Genomic DNA, 15,680 nt, shown 5'->3' with positions numbered 1-15,680 from the left:
CGCTGCGAGCACCGTACGTACTCGGCCCACCCGCCGGGCAGCACACCGCCGGAACCGGGCACGCCGACGCCGGAGCACCTCACGTCACCGCGCCACCGAACCCGCGCCACCGAACCCGCACGTCCGCACCCCGCACCCCGTACCTCCGCACCCCGTACATCAGCGCCTCTGCACCCCGTACGTCAGCACGGCCCCGGCACCCCCAACCTCCCCTAGGAGAGCCGCATGCCATCCCGTACGCCCCGCACGTTGATGATCGCCCTCGCCACCCTGTCCGCCTTTGCGCTGCTGCCGGCCGGACCCACCTTCGCGGCCCCCGTGCCGGACCACGTCGCGGCCGCCGCCGACGCGACCTGGGACACCGACCGGGCCGCGACCGCCTATACGGCGAACCCCGGCGCCGTCACCGCCTCTGGAAGCGAGAACGCCGGCACCACGCCGGGCCTCGCCTTCGACGGCAATGCCTCGACACGCTGGTCGAGCCAGTTCGCCGACGACGCCTGGATACGCGTCGACCTCGGCACCTCGCTACGCATCGACCGGGTCGTCCTGGACTGGGAGGCCGCCTACGGCAAGCGATACGTCCTGGAGGTGTCCAAGAACGGCACCGACTGGACGCCCTTCTTCACCGAGACCGCCGGATCCGGAGGATCGGTCACCGCCCACACCTACCCGCAGGAAGTCACCGGCCGCTATGTGCGGCTGCGCGGCATCGAACGAGCCACGCCGTACGGCTACTCGCTGTACGCCTTCAAGGTCTACGGCGGCGAACCCGCCCCCGCCTCGACGACCCGCTCGAACCTCGCCCTGAACCACCCGGCCTACTCCAACCTGTACCAGCACGCGGGCAATTCACCCGCGTTCGCCACCGACGGCGGGTGGCCCACCGACCTCAAAAGCGACACGACCCGCTGGTCGAGCGACTGGAACGCCGACCGTTGGATCTCCGTCGACCTGGGCGCGAGATCGACCATCGACACCGTAGACCTGTACTGGGAGGCGGCGTACGCCGTCGACTACCAACTCCAGGTCTCCGACGACAACACGACCTGGCGCACCGTCTATCAGCCGTCCGCCGCCGAGGTCGCCGCCCGCCGCGCCGACGTGAAATCCCCCGCGGACGCGGTGGGCCGCCACGACACCGTCACCCTCGCGCAGCCCACGACCGGGCGCTATGTGCGGATGCTCGGCAAGGAACGCCGGTCCTTCTACAACCCCGCACCCGCGACGGCCCAATTCGGCTACTCCCTCTATGAGTTCCAGGTCTGGGGTACGGGAGGCAGCGCAGCCGCGGCGTACCCGGCGCTGCCCGCCGATCAGTCGGGGACGTATCAGACGACGTTCTTCGACGACTTCACCGCCGCGAGCCTCGACCGCTCGAAGTGGCGTGTCGTCAGAACTGGCCAGGAGATGGGCCCGGTCAATGGGGAGTCCCAGGCTTACGTCGACTCCACCGACAACGTCAGCACGCAGAACGGCAGCCTCGTCCTGAAGGCCAAGTACTGCAAGGGCTGCACCCAGGCGGGCGGCGGGACCTACGACTTCACCTCAGGGCGCGTCGACACCCACACCAAGTTCGACTTCAGCTACGGACGGGTCAGCGCCCGGATGAAGCTGCCGGTCGGGGACGGATTCTGGCCCGCGTTCTGGCTGCTCGGCAGCAACGTCGACGACCCCTCGGTCTCCTGGCCCGCCTCCGGCGAGACCGACATCATGGAGAACATCGGCTACGCGGACTGGACCAGCACGGCTCTGCACGGCCCCGGCTACTCGGCTGACGGCAATATCGGTGCCCGCCAGACCTACCCGGCGGGAGGCCGTGCCGATCAGTGGCACACCTACGCCGTGGAGTGGACACCGACGGCCGTGCGCTTCTTCATGGATGACGCTCTGGTCCAGGAGACGACACGCAACAAACTGGAATCCACCCGCGGCCAATGGGTCTTCGACCACGACCAGTACGTCATCCTCAATCTCGCCCTGGGCGGCGCCTATCCGGCGGGCTGGAACAAGGTCACCACGCCGTACTGGGGGCTTCCCCAGTCGAGCGTCGACCAGGTCGCCGCCGGGGGAGTGCGGGCCGAGATCGACTGGGTGCGCGTCGAGCAGAAGAAGTGAAGGGACCTCCAGGAGTGGTCGGCTATGAGTTGTCGGCCCTGGACATCCGTAGGGCGAGATCCTGCAGCAGATCGGCGGTCGTGACGTCGGTCCGTCCGGAATCGTGGAGATCGGCGAGCTCGGAGAAGAGGAACGCGAAGGCGCCCACCAGAGAGATGGTGGCGGGCAGGTAGGCGTCCGCGACGGCCTGCCCGGCCTCCGCGGGTCCGGCGTCACCGGGCACCTCGACCCTGGGGAACACCTCTGTGACGAGCGCGCCCAGCTGGTTCTCGGTCGACTCGACCTCGGCGTCCTCATCCTGGGCGATCCTGCGCACCATCGCGTTGGTCTCGGTGAGCACGCCGATGGCGCGCAGGATGATCTCCGTCTGTTCCATGCGGTGAGCCTAGACGGCCGAAGCCCCGCTGTGGCCTCGATGTTCGTGCGGGATGGTAGACAGGGGACATGAACGACTTCTCCCGCTGCCTGCCGGCCCGCGCACGATGACCGCGGGCATCGACACCCCGGACCGCCGGGGCCGCACCGGGCTCGACCGCGTGGGGCGCGACCTGACCGGCAACCCCCGGGTCAAGGTCCGCGATGTGAGACTCCTGTCCTGCCACTGGTACGTGGAGCGCACGACCACCTTCGACTTCCAGCACGCCGACGGCACCTGGAGCACACAGGAACGCGAGACGCACGACCGCGGCAACGGCGCCACCCTCCTGCTCTACGACGCCGAGCGCGAGACCGTCCTGCTGACCAGGCAGTTCCGTTACCCCGCCTACGTCAACGGCCATCCCGACGGCGTGCTCACCGAGACACCGGGCGGACTCCTCGACGACGAGGACGAGCATCCCGAGGTCGCCGTGCGCCGCGAGGTCATCGAGGAGACCGGGCACACCGTCGGCGCGGTCCATCATGTCTTCGACGTCTATATGAGCCCGGGCTCGGTCACCGAGCGGGTGAGCTTCTACGCCGCCTCGTACGGTCCCGCCACGCGGACCCACGAGGGCGGAGGACTCGACGAGGAGGGCGAGGACATCGAGATCGTCGAACTGCCCTTCCGCAGCGCCCTGGACATGATCCGCAGCGGGGAGATCGCCGACGCGAAGACCATCATGCTGCTGCAATGGGCCGCTCTGGAAGGCCCGTTCAAGAGGGCTTGACTTGAAGTGCTCTTCAAGTTCCAGACTCCTGTTCAGGCCCGGGGATCCCGGGTCCGACCGGGAGGACCCCATGAAGTACCGCACGATAGGCACCGACTCCAAAACCCGCCGTGAGGTGAGCGTCCTCGCGCTCGGCGCGATGCTGTTCGGCTCGCGAACCGACGAGAAGACCTCCTTCGCCGTGCTCGACCGCTATGTCGAGGCAGGCGGGAACTTCATCGACACGTCCGACAACTACGCCTTCTGGACCGACGGCGGCCAGGGCGGACAGAGCGAGGCCCTGCTCGGACGCTGGCGGCGCAGCCGCGGCATCGGCGACGAGATCGTCATCGCCACCAAGCTGGGCGCCCGGCCGCTGGCCCCCGGCACCGACTACATCGACAACCCGGAAGGGCTGTCCGCCAAGGTGATCCGTGAGGCGTCCGAGCGCAGCCGGGACCGCCTCGGTGTGGAGAAGATCGATCTGCTCTACGCGCACATCGAGGACCGCACGGTGGCACCGCAGGAGACCGTGGAGGCGTTCGGCGAGCTCGTCGCGGAGGGCAGCGTCGGCCTGCTCGGAGTGAGCAACCACGCCATCTGGCGGGTGGAACGGGCCCGCGCTCTCGCCACGGCGGCCGGACTGCCAGGGTACGAGGTCCTCCAGTACCACCACAGCCTGCTGCGGCCCCGAGCCGACGTGCCCAGCGGGCTCTTCCCGGAAGGCGGCCTCGGGGCGGCGACGGGGGAACTGCTCAGCTATCTGCGGGCCGAGCCCGCCCTGACCCTGGTCGCCTACTCGCCGCTGCTGACCGGAGCGTACGTACGGCAGGACAAGCCGCTGGCGTCCGACTACGACCACCCGGGAACGCCGGCCCGGCTCGCCGTGCTGCGGGAGGTGGCGAAGGAGACGGGGGCGAGCCTCAACCAGGTGGTGCTGGCCTGGCAGATCGGCGGGGAGCTTCCGGTGATTCCGCTGGCCGGGGCGTCCTCGGTGGCGCAACTGGAGGAGAATCTGGCCGCGGTCGAGCTGGAACTGACACCGGATCAGCGAGGCCGCCTGGACACGGCCCACTGAGGCGGTCCGAGGGCGGAATCATCCTGGCCGCCGTCGCCCGGGGACCGGCGAGTGGTGAGCAGGAGCGCGATGTCGTCGGGGCGCTCGGCGGCCTGCCGGGCCTCCGCGGTGAGCAGGTCGGCCGCACGGGACAGGGAGGGGCTGCCGGGCTTGCCGTGCGGGGTGCCGGCGCGGGACAGGGTCGCGCGGAGGACTTCGACGCCCTCGTCGATGTCGGTGCCGGGCCGCTCGACCAGGCCGTCCGTGTACAGGGCCAGCACGGCGTCGGGTTCCAGCACCAGCTCCGTGACCGGGTAGCGGGCCTGCGGATCGACGCCGAGCACCACTCCGCCGGGCAGGTCCAGGACCTCGGTGCGGCCGTCGGGATGGCGCAGCAGGGGCTGCGGGTGCCCGGCCCGTGCGGCTCGGGCGACGCCGGTGACCGGATCGAGGCGGACGTAGCAGCAGCTGGCGAACTGCCCTGGATCGAGGTCGATGAGCAGCCGGTTGGTGCCGCTCATCACCTCGTCCGGGGAACGGTCGCTGAGCGCGAACGCCCGTACCGCGCTGCGCAGCTGGCCCATGGTGGCCGCCGCCTGGACGCCGTGCCCCTGCACATCGCCGATGACCAGAGCGAGTCCGTCACCGGCCTCGACGACGTCGTACCAGTCACCGCCCACGTCCATGCCCAACGTGCCCGGCAGATACCGTCCGGCGGTCTTCACCAGGGGATGCGCCGACAGGCGGTGCGGCAGCAGGGCCTCCTGGAGCCCGCGGGCGAGGGCCGCCTCGTTGTCGTAGCGCCGGGCACGCTCCAGGGCCTGTGCGATCAGTCCGGCGAGCGCCGTCAGCACCGTACGTTCCTCGGTGCTGAAGCTGCGGGGACGGTCGAAGCCGAGGATGCAGGAACCGACCGGGCGTCCCGAGGCGATCAGCGGCAGGAACGCCCGGCTTCCTTCCTTCGCGTCCAGCGCGATGCCGGGATAGGCGGCCGCCAGCTGCTGCATCGACTCGAAGAAGAGCGGACGGCCACTGGTGAGCGCCTCGACCCCGGGCAGCTTGGCGTCCAGACCGACCCCGTCGAACGGGGCGAGGAACCCCTGCGGGAAGCCGGTCTCCCAGGCCAGATACAGGCGCCGGTCCTGGAGCAGATAGATGGCGAGGCGCCGGCCGCCGAACGCGGGCAGCAGCTCTCGCATCACCATCTCGGACACCTGGCGGGCCGTCACCGCCTCGGTCAGCGCGATCGCGAGGACGAGCGGCCGGTACAGCGGCGCCGTCATCGGGACACCGGTCCCGGGCTCCTCCGCATCCCCCATTCCGGCCGTCGCCGACCTCACGTCGAACGCGGCGGCCTGCGCGGAGTCCGAGACCCCTCCCATCGGCACCAGCTTGCAGGTGAGGCTGCCGGGACCGGGATAGACGGAGAGCGTCAGCCAGGCGCCTCCCGTGCGCCCCGGCGTCGTCTCGCTGCCGTTCCCGCCCGGACGTCTGACCTGGAAGTGCACTGGATCCGGCGCCAGCAGCGCCCCGCGCAGATGATCCTCGTAGGCGGGCCGGTCGAGCCACGGGACCGCCTGCCACAGTGGCCGCCCGAGCAGCTCCGTCCGAGGCCTGCCGAGCAGCTCGGCGGCGCGCGGGTTGGCGTAGGTGATCAGCCCGAGCCGGTCGATCGCGAACACCCCCTCCGGGAGCAGATCGGCCGCTCCGTCCAGCGCCGACTCCGGGCCGGGATCGACGACCACGCCGCTGACGCGGTACGGCGGGACGGGCGCCGCGGCCGAGGTCCACACCTGCAGCAGACGCAGCGCTCCGTCCGCGGTCCGCACCGGCAGCGGATGGGTCGGCGGATGCCCGGCCGCCGACTCGCGCAGCGCGGACAGCAGCAGGTCCGGATGGTCGTGGGCCACCGCGTGGGCGAGCGCCTCCGGAGTCCCGGCGAAGCCCTCGCGACGGATGCCGAGCAGCGCCCACAGGGCGTCGTCCACCGTGACCGTGCCGTCGGCCGGATCCCAGGTGAACCCCCCGCCGCTTCGCGCGGAAGGACCGTCGACCGGTGGCCGTACACACATCGGTTCGCCGTCCCAGCGGACGCGTCCGCCGTCCTTGTCCAGTTCCGCCAGTGCGGCACCGAGGTCGTCGGCCACCGCCGTCATCCGTTCTCGGTCCGGTAGTACCGCGGTCTCGTCCGAGGCCGCGGGTCGCAGCACTGTCAGGACGCCATAGGACGTGGTGCCGCCCACGACGGGCACGTACAGCGAACCGAACTGGAACGGCAGACCGGCCGCGAGCTGCGGGTAGCGGCGCATCGTCTCCGTGGCGTCGGCGAGCAGCACCTCCACGCCGAGCCGATGGGCGTCGGCGGCGGGGAACCGCCGGTCCACATGCATGCGCCACCAGGCGCGGAACAGCCCTCCCGGCAATCCCGCGAGAACGGCCAGCCTCAGCACTCCGGGCGTGCCCGAGCGCAGATAGACGCCGCCCGCGAAGCCGCGCGCAGCGCGGATCGCGTCCGCCACGGCCCCATTGAGCAGGGCGGCCAGGCTTTCCAGCGCCTGGTCCTCACGCTCGGCGCTCCCAGTCATTCGTCTGCCCTCGTCCGCCCGCCGCCAGGGGGGTAACACAGCAAGAATGCGCCTTTCAGGCCCCTGGCCGCACCTCGACGCCCTCGGAGCACGGCGTCACGCGCGCCGCGTACCCGCGACAGCGCTCCGCCATGCCCAGCGCGAAGATACCCGGTCCTACGGCGTTCAGGAGCCGCCCGGGAGCCGGTGATTCAGGAACGCGACCCGGTGGCGAGAGTCTCCGCGGCGACGGCGGCCACGGCGTCGGCCACCGCCGCGAGCGCGGGGGAGTCGAGTTTCCACTGCTGCCAGAACAGCGGCACGTCGACGATCCGGTCCGCCGCGAGATGGACCAACCGCCCGGCGCGCAGCAGGGGTTCGGCCTGCACCTGGGGCACCATGCCCCAGCCCATACCGGCCACGACGGCGTCCACGAACCCCTCCGACGTGGGCATGAAGTGCCGCCGGGGGCTCGCGCCGCCTGCACCGCCGAGGACGCGGACGAAGTCGTCCTGGAGAGCGTCATTGCGGTCGAAGACGACCAGAGGCACGCCGCCGATGAGGTCACGCAGCGGCGCGCCGCCGAGCCACCGCTCGGTGAAACCGGGGCTCGCGACCGCCAGGTAGCGCATCCGGCCGAGGGCGCGCACGGAGCAGCCCGTGACCGCGTCCGGTGACGAGGTCACGGCCGCCATGACCAGCCCTTCGCGCAGCAGCGCCGCCGTGTGGTCCTGGTCCTCGCGGCGCAGCTCGAAGCAGAGCCGCAACTCCTCCGGTACGCGGGTGAGCGCGAGGAGGAACCAGGTGGCCAGCGAGTCGGAGTTCACCGCAATCGACAGGCGCGTCGGCTCCCCGGAGCCGGTCATGCCCAGCTCGGCGTGCGCGTCGCGCTCCAGCCGCGCCAGCTGGCGCGCGAAACGCACCACGACCTCACCGGACTCCGTCGGCCGCACCGGCTTCGTGCGCATCAGCAGAACCCGGCCGGTGCGCTGTTCGAGTGACTTGACGCGCTGGCTGACCGCCGACGGCGTCACATGCAGCGCGGCTGCAGCCGCGTCGAAGGTGCCCTCGTCGACCACCGCGAGCAGGGTGCGCACCTGGTCGAGCGGGAGTTCCGTCATCACAAGTACTAATGATACGTAAGAATCTTTAGCTGTACTCCTGACGATCACCCTCCTAGCGTCGAGGCATGACAGACGCCCTGACCGCTATGGCCGCCGGATTCGGCACCGGCCTCTCCCTCATCGTCGCCATCGGCGCCCAGAACGCGTTCGTGCTGCGCCAGGGCATCCGCCGGGACGCGGTCCTGGCTGTGGTGGGCATCTGCGCCCTGTCCGACGCGGCGCTCATCGCCCTCGGGGTCGGCGGTGTGGGCGCGGCGGTCGGGGCCTGGCCGGCGGCGCTCACCGCGGTCGGGCTGCTCGGCGGCGGATTCCTCCTCGTGTACGGCTTCCTCGCCGGCCGCCGAGTGCTGAGGCCCTCGGCCCTGCGAGCGGCGACCGAGCCGGCGGGCTCGGTGCGGCGCGCCGTGCTCACCTGCCTGGCCCTGACCTGGCTCAACCCGCATGTCTATCTCGACACCGTGTTCCTGCTCGGCTCGATCGCGGCCGACCGCGGCCCACTGCGCTGGACCTTCGGACTCGGCGCGGCCCTGGCAAGCCTCTTCTGGTTCGCCGCCCTCGGCTTCGGTGCCCGGCTGCTCAGCCGCTTCCTGGCCAGGCCCTCGTCCTGGCGCGTGCTGGACGGCCTGGTGGCCGCGACCATGATCACCATGGGCGCCACGCTGATCTCCGGCGCCTGAGTCGTCGTACGGCGCACGCACAAGCCGGGTCCCCGGGGGAGGCGCGTCGCCACGGCTCGGCCATAGTGATCCCTGAACCGAAAGATGTATCGAGCAACCAGGACGAGCGTGGATACGAGTGAGAGCGGTACGGACAGCGGCCCTGTGGCGGACGGGAATTCCGCGACGCCGCCCCCGGACCGGCGTGGATGGCGCCGCTGGACGATGGACACCCGGCCGCTGCGCCGCCCCGCCTACCGCCGGCTGTGGTCCTCGACCATCGTCACGGCGGTGGGCAGCCAGCTCACCGCCGTCGCCGTACCCAAGCAGATCTACGACATCACCGGCTCCTCGGCCTGGGTCGGCTACGCCAGCCTCGCCGGCCTGCTGCCCCTCGTCGTCTTCGCGCTGTGGGGCGGTGCGATCGCCGACAGCATGGACCGGCGCAAGCTGCTCCTCATCACCAACAGCGGCATAGCCGTCACCTCGCTGCTGTTCTGGATACAGGCCGTCACCGGACTCGACTCGGTGCTCGCCCTGATGGCGCTGCTAGCCCTCCAGCAGGCGTTCTTCGGGCTGAACTCCCCCGCCCGCAACGCCTCCATCGCCCGGCTGGTGCCCGCGGACGAACTCCCCGCGGCCAACGCCCTCGGCTCGACCGTCATGCAGACCGGACTGGTCGCCGGACCCCTGCTCGCCGGCGCCCTCATTCCCGTCATCGGCCTGCCCGACCTCTACCTCATCGACGCGCTCGCCCTGTGCGTCACCGTATGGGCAGTGTTCCGGCTTCCCGCGCTGCCACCCCTGACGGAGTCGGCCGCCAAGCGGGCGGGCTGGCGTGAGGTCGCCGCCGGTTTCCGCTACATCTCGGTGCACAAGGTGCTGCTGCTGTCCTTCCTCGCCGACATCATCGCCATGGTCTTCGGCATGCCGCGCGCCCTGTTCCCGCAACTCGCCGCGCAGACCTACGCGCCCTATGGCGAAGGGCTCGCCCTCGGTCTGCTGTTCGCGGCGATCCCCATCGGCGCGGTGATCGGCGGGCTGTTGTCGGGAACCTTCTCCCGGGCCCGCAGACACGGCCTGATGGTCATCGCCGCGGTCGCGGCATGGGGAGCGGCCATCACGGGCTTCGGGCTCAGCACCAGCCTGTGGGTGGCGGTCGCCTTCCTCGCCGCGGCCGGAGTCGCCGACATGGTCTCCATGGTCTTCCGCGGCGCGATCCTGCTGTCCGCCGCCACCGACGAGATGCGCGGCAGGATGCAGGGCGTGTTCACCGTCGTCGTCGTGGGCGGCCCGCGCCTCGCCGACGTCCTGCACGGCACGATCGGCTCGGTCCTCGGGGCACGCGCCGCCGTCGCGGGCGGCGGCCTGCTGGTGATCGCCGCCGTCCTCGGCCTGGCCGCCGCGACACCGGCCCTGAGGCGTTACACCATCTGACGACGGAGCCGAGCCCGGTGGTCCTAGAGTGACCGGCATGGGGGACACGCGACCTACTTCACAATTCCACGCGCGGAACATCGCCGCCTCGAACGTCGAGAGGCTGGTGGGCGCCCTGGACGCGCAGGACACCAATGACGGCGTACGACGGCTGCGCGCCTGGGCGCATGCGGCGCTGGCCGTGCGGCCCGGCGAGCGGGCGGTCGACATCGGCGCCGGCACCGGATCGCAGACCCGGCACCTGGCGGCCGCCGTGGCTCCCGGAGGTGAGGCACTCGGCATCGAGCCGAACCCCGGGCTGCGTAGCGTGGCCGAACAGCGGGCGGCCGACACCGGCAGCCGGGCCCGCTTCGTGGACGGCGACGCGCTCACCTTGCCCGTGCCCGACGCCTCGGTCGACGTGGTGTGGTGCGAACGGGTGCTCCAGCACCTCGTCGAACCCGACAAGGCAGTCGCCGAGATCGCGCGCGTGCTGCGCCCCGGCGGGCGGGTCGCCCTGCTGGACACCGACTGGGCGACCACGATCCTGCACCCCGGCGACCCGGAGACCGTCGCGGCCCTCATGTCCGGAGCGCTGTCCGCGGCAGCCGACCCCTACTCCGGACGCAAGCTGGTGGGCCGCCTGTCGGCCGCTGGTCTGGTGATCGACGACCGGGGATCGCAGGCCCTGCTTCAGGACCACGCGTCGGTCGCCTGGCCCCTGATCCGCATGCTGGGCGGGTCGGCCGTGCGCCGCGGACTGACCACGGAGGATCGGCGCGACCGCCTGTACGCGGAGCTCACGGAGGCCGCCGAGCGAGGTGCCCTGCACATGTCCGTGACGATGTTCGCAGCGGTGGCCCACCGTCCGGTAAGAAGCGGAAACGCGGAACCGGAATACACTTAAAGGGCCGTCGCTGACGGAGCACCACGCAAGTCTCCCCTGGTATTGGGGGTACGCGAGCAAAATGAACACCGCGAGCTATGAAATGATCGCAGCGAGTTCGACGCTGAACGCGGTCGCTGCCTTCGTCGGTGGCATCTTCATCGCCGGCGCGCTCGTCTGGGCCGTCCGGCTGGGCATCAAGGTGCGCGATCAGGAGTCGGGCCCGCCCGCTCCCGAGGACCATCCGAAGCTGCCCGACACGGGCGCCGTGCACGAAATCCGGGAGATGAGGGAACCCGACGAGGTTCCGCACGCCGTGGACGAGAGCGAGCGGCTGATGCCGTACAACATCCACTCCGCGGGGAGCAAGCACGCCGACGACCAGCATCGAAAGCGCTGGGTCCCCGGATCCAGCGGGTCCTTCGGAAGCGGCGGTCCCGGCAGGACCTGACCAGGACGCGCAGGGCATGGCCGTCCACGGGCAGCCATGCCCTGAGCCATGCCCCTAGGGAAGATCGGCCGCGGAGTCCTCGGGAGCGAGGTCGGTGCGCAGGCGCAGCCACGACGGCTGTCGCAGCAGTCCCGCCCGGGTACGGGTGCTGTAGCGGACCTCGCCGACCAGCCGAGGCACCACCCAGTGCGCTCCGGGCACCCGCGGAACGCTGTCGAAGGGACAGCTGTCGGTCTCGGCGGCATGCAGCAGCCGGGCCAGTTCCGCCCGCTCTGCCTCGCTCCAGCCGGCCCCCACGCTCCCCACGTAGCGCAGCCGTCCCGCCTCCCGCTGGCCCACGAGAACGGCGCCGGGCAGCCCCGACAGGCGCCCCTTGCCGGACAGCCAGCCGCCGACAATGACGTCCACCGTTCTCATGTTGCGGATCTTGATCCAGGCGCGTGAGCGCACCCCGGCCTCGTACACGGAGTCCAGCCGCTTGCAGACCAGCCCCTCAAGGCCGCTCTCCCGCGTCGCCCGCAGGGCCAGCTCACCGTGGCCGACGAGCGCGGTCGGCGTCGACCAGAACGGGCCGCCGAGGGCGAGCCCCTCCAACTCGCGCCGCCGCCGGGCGTAGCGCAGGCCCGTCAGATCGCCCTCCAGATACATGACGTCGAACAGGACGATGTGCGCGGGAGCCTCCACCGCACGGCGAGCGGCCTTGCCCGGAGACTGGGCGAGGCCCATCCGTGACTGCAGCAGCTGGAAGTCGCCCCGACCTTGTTCGTCCAGGACCAGTACCTCACCGTCCAGGACCGCGGGGGTCGTGCCGAGGGCGCCGCCCAGTGCACGCAGTTCCGGATACGCGGCGGTGATGTCCTCCCCGGACCGGGCTCGCAGCAGCACGCTTCCGTCCCCGGGCAGATAGACCACAACACGTTGACCGTCGTGCTTCGTCTCGTACGCCCAGCGCATGTCCTGCCCGGCGGGCGGCAGGGTGCCGGACGTGGCGAGCATGGGAGGGATCAGCGGCAGTCTCACAGCAGTGTTGTCGACACACCGCCCCGTGCGCACGCTCGGTTGTCGGCCCTTTCGCCTGAACGGCGTCGCTCGGCGGCCCGTCGCGGGCCGTGCCTAGCTCTCCAAGGCCTGGGCCATCAGGCTCTGGAGCCGCAGCCCGCGGTGGGCGTCGAGCTCACCGGACTTCCCCGTTCGTACGGCCATGGCGAACTCCCGGCGCAGCACCGGCCAGGACTCCTCGTGGTCGAGTGCGGCGCTGTCGAAGACGAGCTGTGGATGCCGGCCGAACAACTCGATCCGCGTCATGCCGCGCTCGACGTCGACCGACCCCGACAGCGACGCCTGGCTCACGGCCCCGCTCGCGTGCTCGCAGGTCAGCTCGAACCACCGGCGGGGATTCCCGGCGCCGCGCACCCGGACGATGGGGCCCAGGGCCGCGTCCAGCAGATCGAGGATGTGCGGCCCGATGTCCAGAAGAGCGCCGTGTTCGAGGCGCCAGGTGGTCGCGAACTCGCCGCCGAGAAAGGCATCGCTCAGACAGCAGGACCGCGCACCTACGACGTCGAGGCCCTGGGCGGTCTTCAGGAACTGCCGGGTGACGGGGTGGTATCGGTTCGTCAGGACGAGCTGGGAGACGACGCCGGCGGTGTCGACGGCGTCCACGAGGCGCTGTGCCGACGGCAGATCGAGTGCGATCGGCTTCTCCAGAAGCAGGGCCTTGCCCGCCTTCGCGGCCCGCCGCGCGAAGTCGGCCTGTACGGCGGGCGGAACCGCGAAGGCGACCGCGTCACAGCCGTCGAGCAGTTCCTCGAAGGTCCCGGCGACGCCGGCACCGTACGGCGCGGCCGTTTCGCGTGCGGCCTCCGGGCGGCGCGCCCACACCGACGTCAACCGGGTCTCGGGCCCGGCGGCGAGCACGCGCGCGTGCACGGCCCGCGCCCAGGGCCCCGCGCCGACGAGCCCTATGTTGACCGGTGGATGAGGCCAGGCGTGCGAGATGGCGGTCACGTGGATCTCCTCTGCCGATGCGGGGAACTTCCCCATGATGTCCGGGGTTTCGACCAGAGGGATCGCTTTCGCGACCAAGAGCTTTGGGTGCAGAGCCCTTGGGGAGCCCATGGGCCGGCGCACGAACGTGGGGGCGCGCCTCTGTCCGCGGCGATGTGCCGCACGCCATCATGCGGCGAGTACGGGACGCCGTAGCCCGGTGGACGGCACAGGGCAAGCAGGTCAGCTATCTGCCGGCGACCCGGGGAGAAGCCGACATCGACGGCCTGCACCCGGACCGGGCCCGGCGCTGCGTGAGGCGGAGGAGCGAGCCGGAGCCCTCCAAGTCGGCGTCGACACCGTCGAGTTCCTCGGACACCGCGACGGCGTCATCGAGTACGGGCTCTCGCTCCGCCGGGACATCGTGCGCGCGATGCGCCGCCACCGTCCGGAGGTGGTGGTCACCGGCGCGTTCAGCGTGCGCATGGTCGGCGGCATCGCGAGCCAGGCGGACCACCGTGCGGTGGGCCCGGCCGCCCGGGACGCGGAACGGGACGCCGGAAACCGCTGAAACTTCCCGGAACTCGCCGGCGAGGTCTCGCCGGTACGCATGCGCGACGCCCCGGCGTAACTTGACCTGACTGAGGGGGTTCGCCGCCCAGGAGACTCATAGGCTGAGCGCGAGTGATCATCGTCGACCCGGAGGAGTGAGAGTGACGCCACGCCCAATGCAGGCCGCAAGACGCACAACTGGGCTTCGTCGACAAGCCGTGGTCGCGACAGTCCCCGTAGCCGTCGCGGCCCTGCTCGTCGCGGCCGGACCGGCGGCCGCCGGGACCGTCGGCTCCTCCGGCGCCGGAGACCCGTACTTCCCCCTCGCGGGCAACGGCGGTTACAACGTCCACCACTACGACCTGACCCTCGGCTACGACCCGCAGCGCCGCCACCTCGACGGCAAGGCCGTCATCACCGCCCGGGCCACGCAACGGCTGACCCGCTTCGACCTCGACTTCAAAGGGTTGAAGGTCACGGGCATCACTGTTGACCACGCGAAGGCGGCCTTCAGCCGCGACGGCCAGGAACTCGTCGTCACCCCACGGCACCCGCTGTGCGCCGACCAGGAGTTCCGCGTCACCGTCACCTACTCCGGCACGCCCAAACCGGTCACCGACCCCGACGGCTCCCTGGACGGCTGGATTCCCACCGACGACGGGGCGTTCGTGGCCGGTGAGCCCCAGGGCGCCATGACGTGGTTCCCCGCCAACAGCCACCCCAAGGACAAAGCGTCGTACGACTTCACGCTCACCGTCCCCAAGGGGCGCACCGCCGTCGCGAACGGTGTCTTCCGCGGGCAGAGGACCGCCCACGGCCGCACCACGTTCCGCTGGCGGCAGTCCGAACCGATGGCGGCCTACCTGGCCACGGCCACCGTCGGAAAGTTCAAGGTCGAGCGGTACACCACCCCGGACGGGGTCAAGGTGTACAACGCCGTCGACCCCCGCGAGGCGGCCGCCGCCGCGCCCGTCCTCAAGAAGCTGCCTTCCGTGCTGGCCTGGGAGAGCAAGGTCTTCGGTCCCTACCCCTTCCGGGCCGCCGGGGCCATCGTCGACCGGGCGCCGCAGGTCGGATACGCGCTGGAGACCCAGACACGGCCCGTCTACGATTCCGCGCCCGATCTGAGCACCCTCGTTCACGAAAGCGCTCACCAGTGGTTCGGAGACTCCGTCTCCCTCACCGGATGGAAGGACATCTGGCTCAACGAAGGCTTCGCGACGTACGCCGAGTGGCTCTATGCCGAGCAGCACGGGGGCAAGAGCGCGCAGAAGACCTTCGACTCGCTGTACGCGAGTCCCGCGAGCAGTGATCTGTGGGCGTTTCCGCCCGCCGATCCCGGGAGCGGTGCGCATATCTTCGACACGCCCGTGTACGCGCGCGGTGCCATGGCCCTGCACAAGTTGCGTACCGCGGTCGGTGATCCCCTGTTCTTCCGCATCCTGCGGACCTGGGCCGCCGACCATCGTGACGGACACGGCACCACGGCCCAGTTCATCCACCTCGCCGAACGCGAGTCCGGCCAGGACCTCACGGCCCTCTTCCACACCTGGCTCGACACAGCGGGCAAGCCGACGTCCCCGTGAGCGGGGCTCCGCCCCCAAACTGGAAATCTCCAGCCCGTCCGGCGTTTGAGGACGAGCGCGACGCGCGATACGGGGGGTCTGGGGGGCGGAGCCCCTCAGGTACGGGACGGGCAGGGGCGGAGGGGGCGAGAACCGCTGTGACGGCCGTCGCACCGGG

Annotated in this window: 14 protein-coding genes; 9 read left to right on the top strand and 5 right to left on the bottom strand. The window is 71.0% G+C overall.

Translation table 11 applies throughout. The features are described from left to right. Positions 1–225 precede the first annotated feature (225 nt). On the top strand, positions 226–2,118 hold the full coding sequence (locus AB0D27_RS28850) for a discoidin domain-containing protein (RefSeq protein WP_362514683.1): 1,893 nt from the start codon (positions 226–228) through the stop codon (positions 2,116–2,118). Positions 2,119–2,140: 22 nt separating this feature from the next. On the opposite strand, the gene AB0D27_RS28845 is transcribed toward AB0D27_RS28850, so the two are convergent. Further along, positions 2,141–2,494: a hypothetical protein gene (locus tag AB0D27_RS28845; protein ID WP_362514680.1), complete on the bottom strand. Its 354-nt coding sequence runs from the start codon at positions 2,492–2,494 to the stop codon at positions 2,141–2,143. A gap of 106 nt (positions 2,495–2,600) precedes the next feature. Here AB0D27_RS28845 and AB0D27_RS28840 point away from each other — a divergent pair, with 106 nt between their 5' ends. Beyond that, entirely contained in the window at positions 2,601–3,266 is a 666-nt protein-coding gene (locus tag AB0D27_RS28840; RefSeq protein ID WP_362514678.1) for an NUDIX domain-containing protein, read from the top strand. A gap of 70 nt (positions 3,267–3,336) precedes the next feature. Further along, positions 3,337–4,323 (top strand): aldo/keto reductase, encoded by a 987-nt coding sequence (locus AB0D27_RS28835; RefSeq protein ID WP_362514675.1) that lies wholly within the window; start codon positions 3,337–3,339, stop codon positions 4,321–4,323. Here AB0D27_RS28835 and AB0D27_RS28830 read toward each other — a convergent pair. Together AB0D27_RS28830 and AB0D27_RS28825 are read right to left on the bottom strand one after the other, a co-directional pair. After that, a complete protein-coding gene (locus AB0D27_RS28830) occupies positions 4,293–6,887 on the bottom strand; it encodes a SpoIIE family protein phosphatase (RefSeq protein ID WP_362514672.1) in 2,595 nt (864 codons plus the stop codon). The two genes, AB0D27_RS28835 and AB0D27_RS28830, sit on opposite strands and share 31 nt — an antisense overlap. Positions 6,888–7,078: 191 nt before the next feature. Continuing rightward, positions 7,079–7,990, bottom strand: coding sequence for a LysR family transcriptional regulator ArgP (locus AB0D27_RS28825; RefSeq protein ID WP_362514670.1), 912 nt, complete (start codon positions 7,988–7,990; stop codon positions 7,079–7,081). 65 nt (positions 7,991–8,055) lie between these two features. On the opposite strand from AB0D27_RS28825, the gene AB0D27_RS28820 reads away from it, so the two are divergent. The 4 genes from AB0D27_RS28820 (at position 8,056) to AB0D27_RS28805 (ending at position 11,399) form a co-directional block, all read left to right on the top strand. Beyond that, complete coding sequence (locus AB0D27_RS28820) at positions 8,056–8,667, top strand: LysE family transporter (RefSeq protein ID WP_362514667.1); 612 nt, start codon at positions 8,056–8,058, stop codon at positions 8,665–8,667. Positions 8,668–8,775: 108 nt separating this feature from the next. Continuing rightward, complete coding sequence (locus AB0D27_RS28815) at positions 8,776–10,083, top strand: MFS transporter (RefSeq protein ID WP_362514664.1); 1,308 nt, start codon at positions 8,776–8,778, stop codon at positions 10,081–10,083. A 37-nt stretch (positions 10,084–10,120) separates the two neighbouring features. After that, positions 10,121–10,969 (top strand): methyltransferase domain-containing protein, encoded by an 849-nt coding sequence (locus AB0D27_RS28810; protein ID WP_362514662.1) that lies wholly within the window; start codon positions 10,121–10,123, stop codon positions 10,967–10,969. 61 nt (positions 10,970–11,030) lie between these two features. After that, complete coding sequence (locus AB0D27_RS28805) at positions 11,031–11,399, top strand: DUF6479 family protein (protein ID WP_362514659.1); 369 nt, start codon at positions 11,031–11,033, stop codon at positions 11,397–11,399. Positions 11,400–11,453: 54 nt separating this feature from the next. Here the strand turns inward: AB0D27_RS28805 and AB0D27_RS28800 are convergent, their stop codons facing one another. Further along, positions 11,454–12,395 (bottom strand): ATP-dependent DNA ligase, encoded by a 942-nt coding sequence (locus tag AB0D27_RS28800; RefSeq protein ID WP_362514656.1) that lies wholly within the window; start codon positions 12,393–12,395, stop codon positions 11,454–11,456. 117 nt (positions 12,396–12,512) lie between these two features. Beyond that, positions 12,513–13,406, bottom strand: coding sequence for a Gfo/Idh/MocA family oxidoreductase (locus tag AB0D27_RS28795; protein WP_362514654.1), 894 nt, complete (start codon positions 13,404–13,406; stop codon positions 12,513–12,515). Positions 13,407–13,605: 199 nt separating this feature from the next. Between AB0D27_RS28795 and AB0D27_RS28790 the strand changes: the two genes are divergently transcribed. Next, positions 13,606–13,956 carry a PIG-L family deacetylase gene (locus AB0D27_RS28790; protein ID WP_362514651.1) on the top strand — a complete coding sequence of 117 codons (351 nt, stop codon included), beginning with the start codon at positions 13,606–13,608 and terminating at the stop codon, positions 13,954–13,956. A 157-nt stretch (positions 13,957–14,113) separates the two neighbouring features. Beyond that, the gene (locus AB0D27_RS28785; protein WP_362514784.1) at positions 14,114–15,523 is read left to right on the top strand and encodes a M1 family metallopeptidase; all 1,410 of its coding nucleotides are present in this window, start codon (positions 14,114–14,116) and stop codon (positions 15,521–15,523) included. Positions 15,524–15,680: the final 157 nt, after the last annotated feature.

This window comes from Streptomyces sp. NPDC048415 (assembly GCF_040651675.1).
In the GTDB taxonomy this organism is placed as follows: Bacteria; Actinomycetota; Actinomycetes; order Streptomycetales; family Streptomycetaceae; genus Streptomyces.
Note: the sequence above shows the minus strand (reverse complement) of the source record. Positions and strands in the feature narration are given on the sequence as shown.

Bases quoted from the DNA above. Each gene is read 5' to 3' on its own strand.
- AB0D27_RS28850 (WP_362514683.1), top strand. From the start codon at position 226: ATGCCATCCCGTACGCCCCGCACGTTGATGATCGCCCTCGCCACCCTG.
- AB0D27_RS28845 (WP_362514680.1), bottom strand. From the start codon at position 2,494: ATGGAACAGACGGAGATCATCCTGCGCGCCATCGGCGTGCTCACCGAG.
- AB0D27_RS28840 (WP_362514678.1), top strand. From the start codon at position 2,601: ATGACCGCGGGCATCGACACCCCGGACCGCCGGGGCCGCACCGGGCTC.
- AB0D27_RS28835 (WP_362514675.1), top strand. From the start codon at position 3,337: ATGAAGTACCGCACGATAGGCACCGACTCCAAAACCCGCCGTGAGGTG.
- AB0D27_RS28830 (WP_362514672.1), bottom strand. From the start codon at position 6,887: ATGACTGGGAGCGCCGAGCGTGAGGACCAGGCGCTGGAAAGCCTGGCC.
- AB0D27_RS28820 (WP_362514667.1), top strand. From the start codon at position 8,056: ATGACAGACGCCCTGACCGCTATGGCCGCCGGATTCGGCACCGGCCTC.
- AB0D27_RS28810 (WP_362514662.1), top strand. From the start codon at position 10,121: ATGGGGGACACGCGACCTACTTCACAATTCCACGCGCGGAACATCGCC.
- AB0D27_RS28805 (WP_362514659.1), top strand. From the start codon at position 11,031: ATGAACACCGCGAGCTATGAAATGATCGCAGCGAGTTCGACGCTGAAC.
- AB0D27_RS28800 (WP_362514656.1), bottom strand. From the start codon at position 12,395: ATGCTCGCCACGTCCGGCACCCTGCCGCCCGCCGGGCAGGACATGCGC.
- AB0D27_RS28785 (WP_362514784.1), top strand. From the start codon at position 14,114: ATGCAGGCCGCAAGACGCACAACTGGGCTTCGTCGACAAGCCGTGGTC.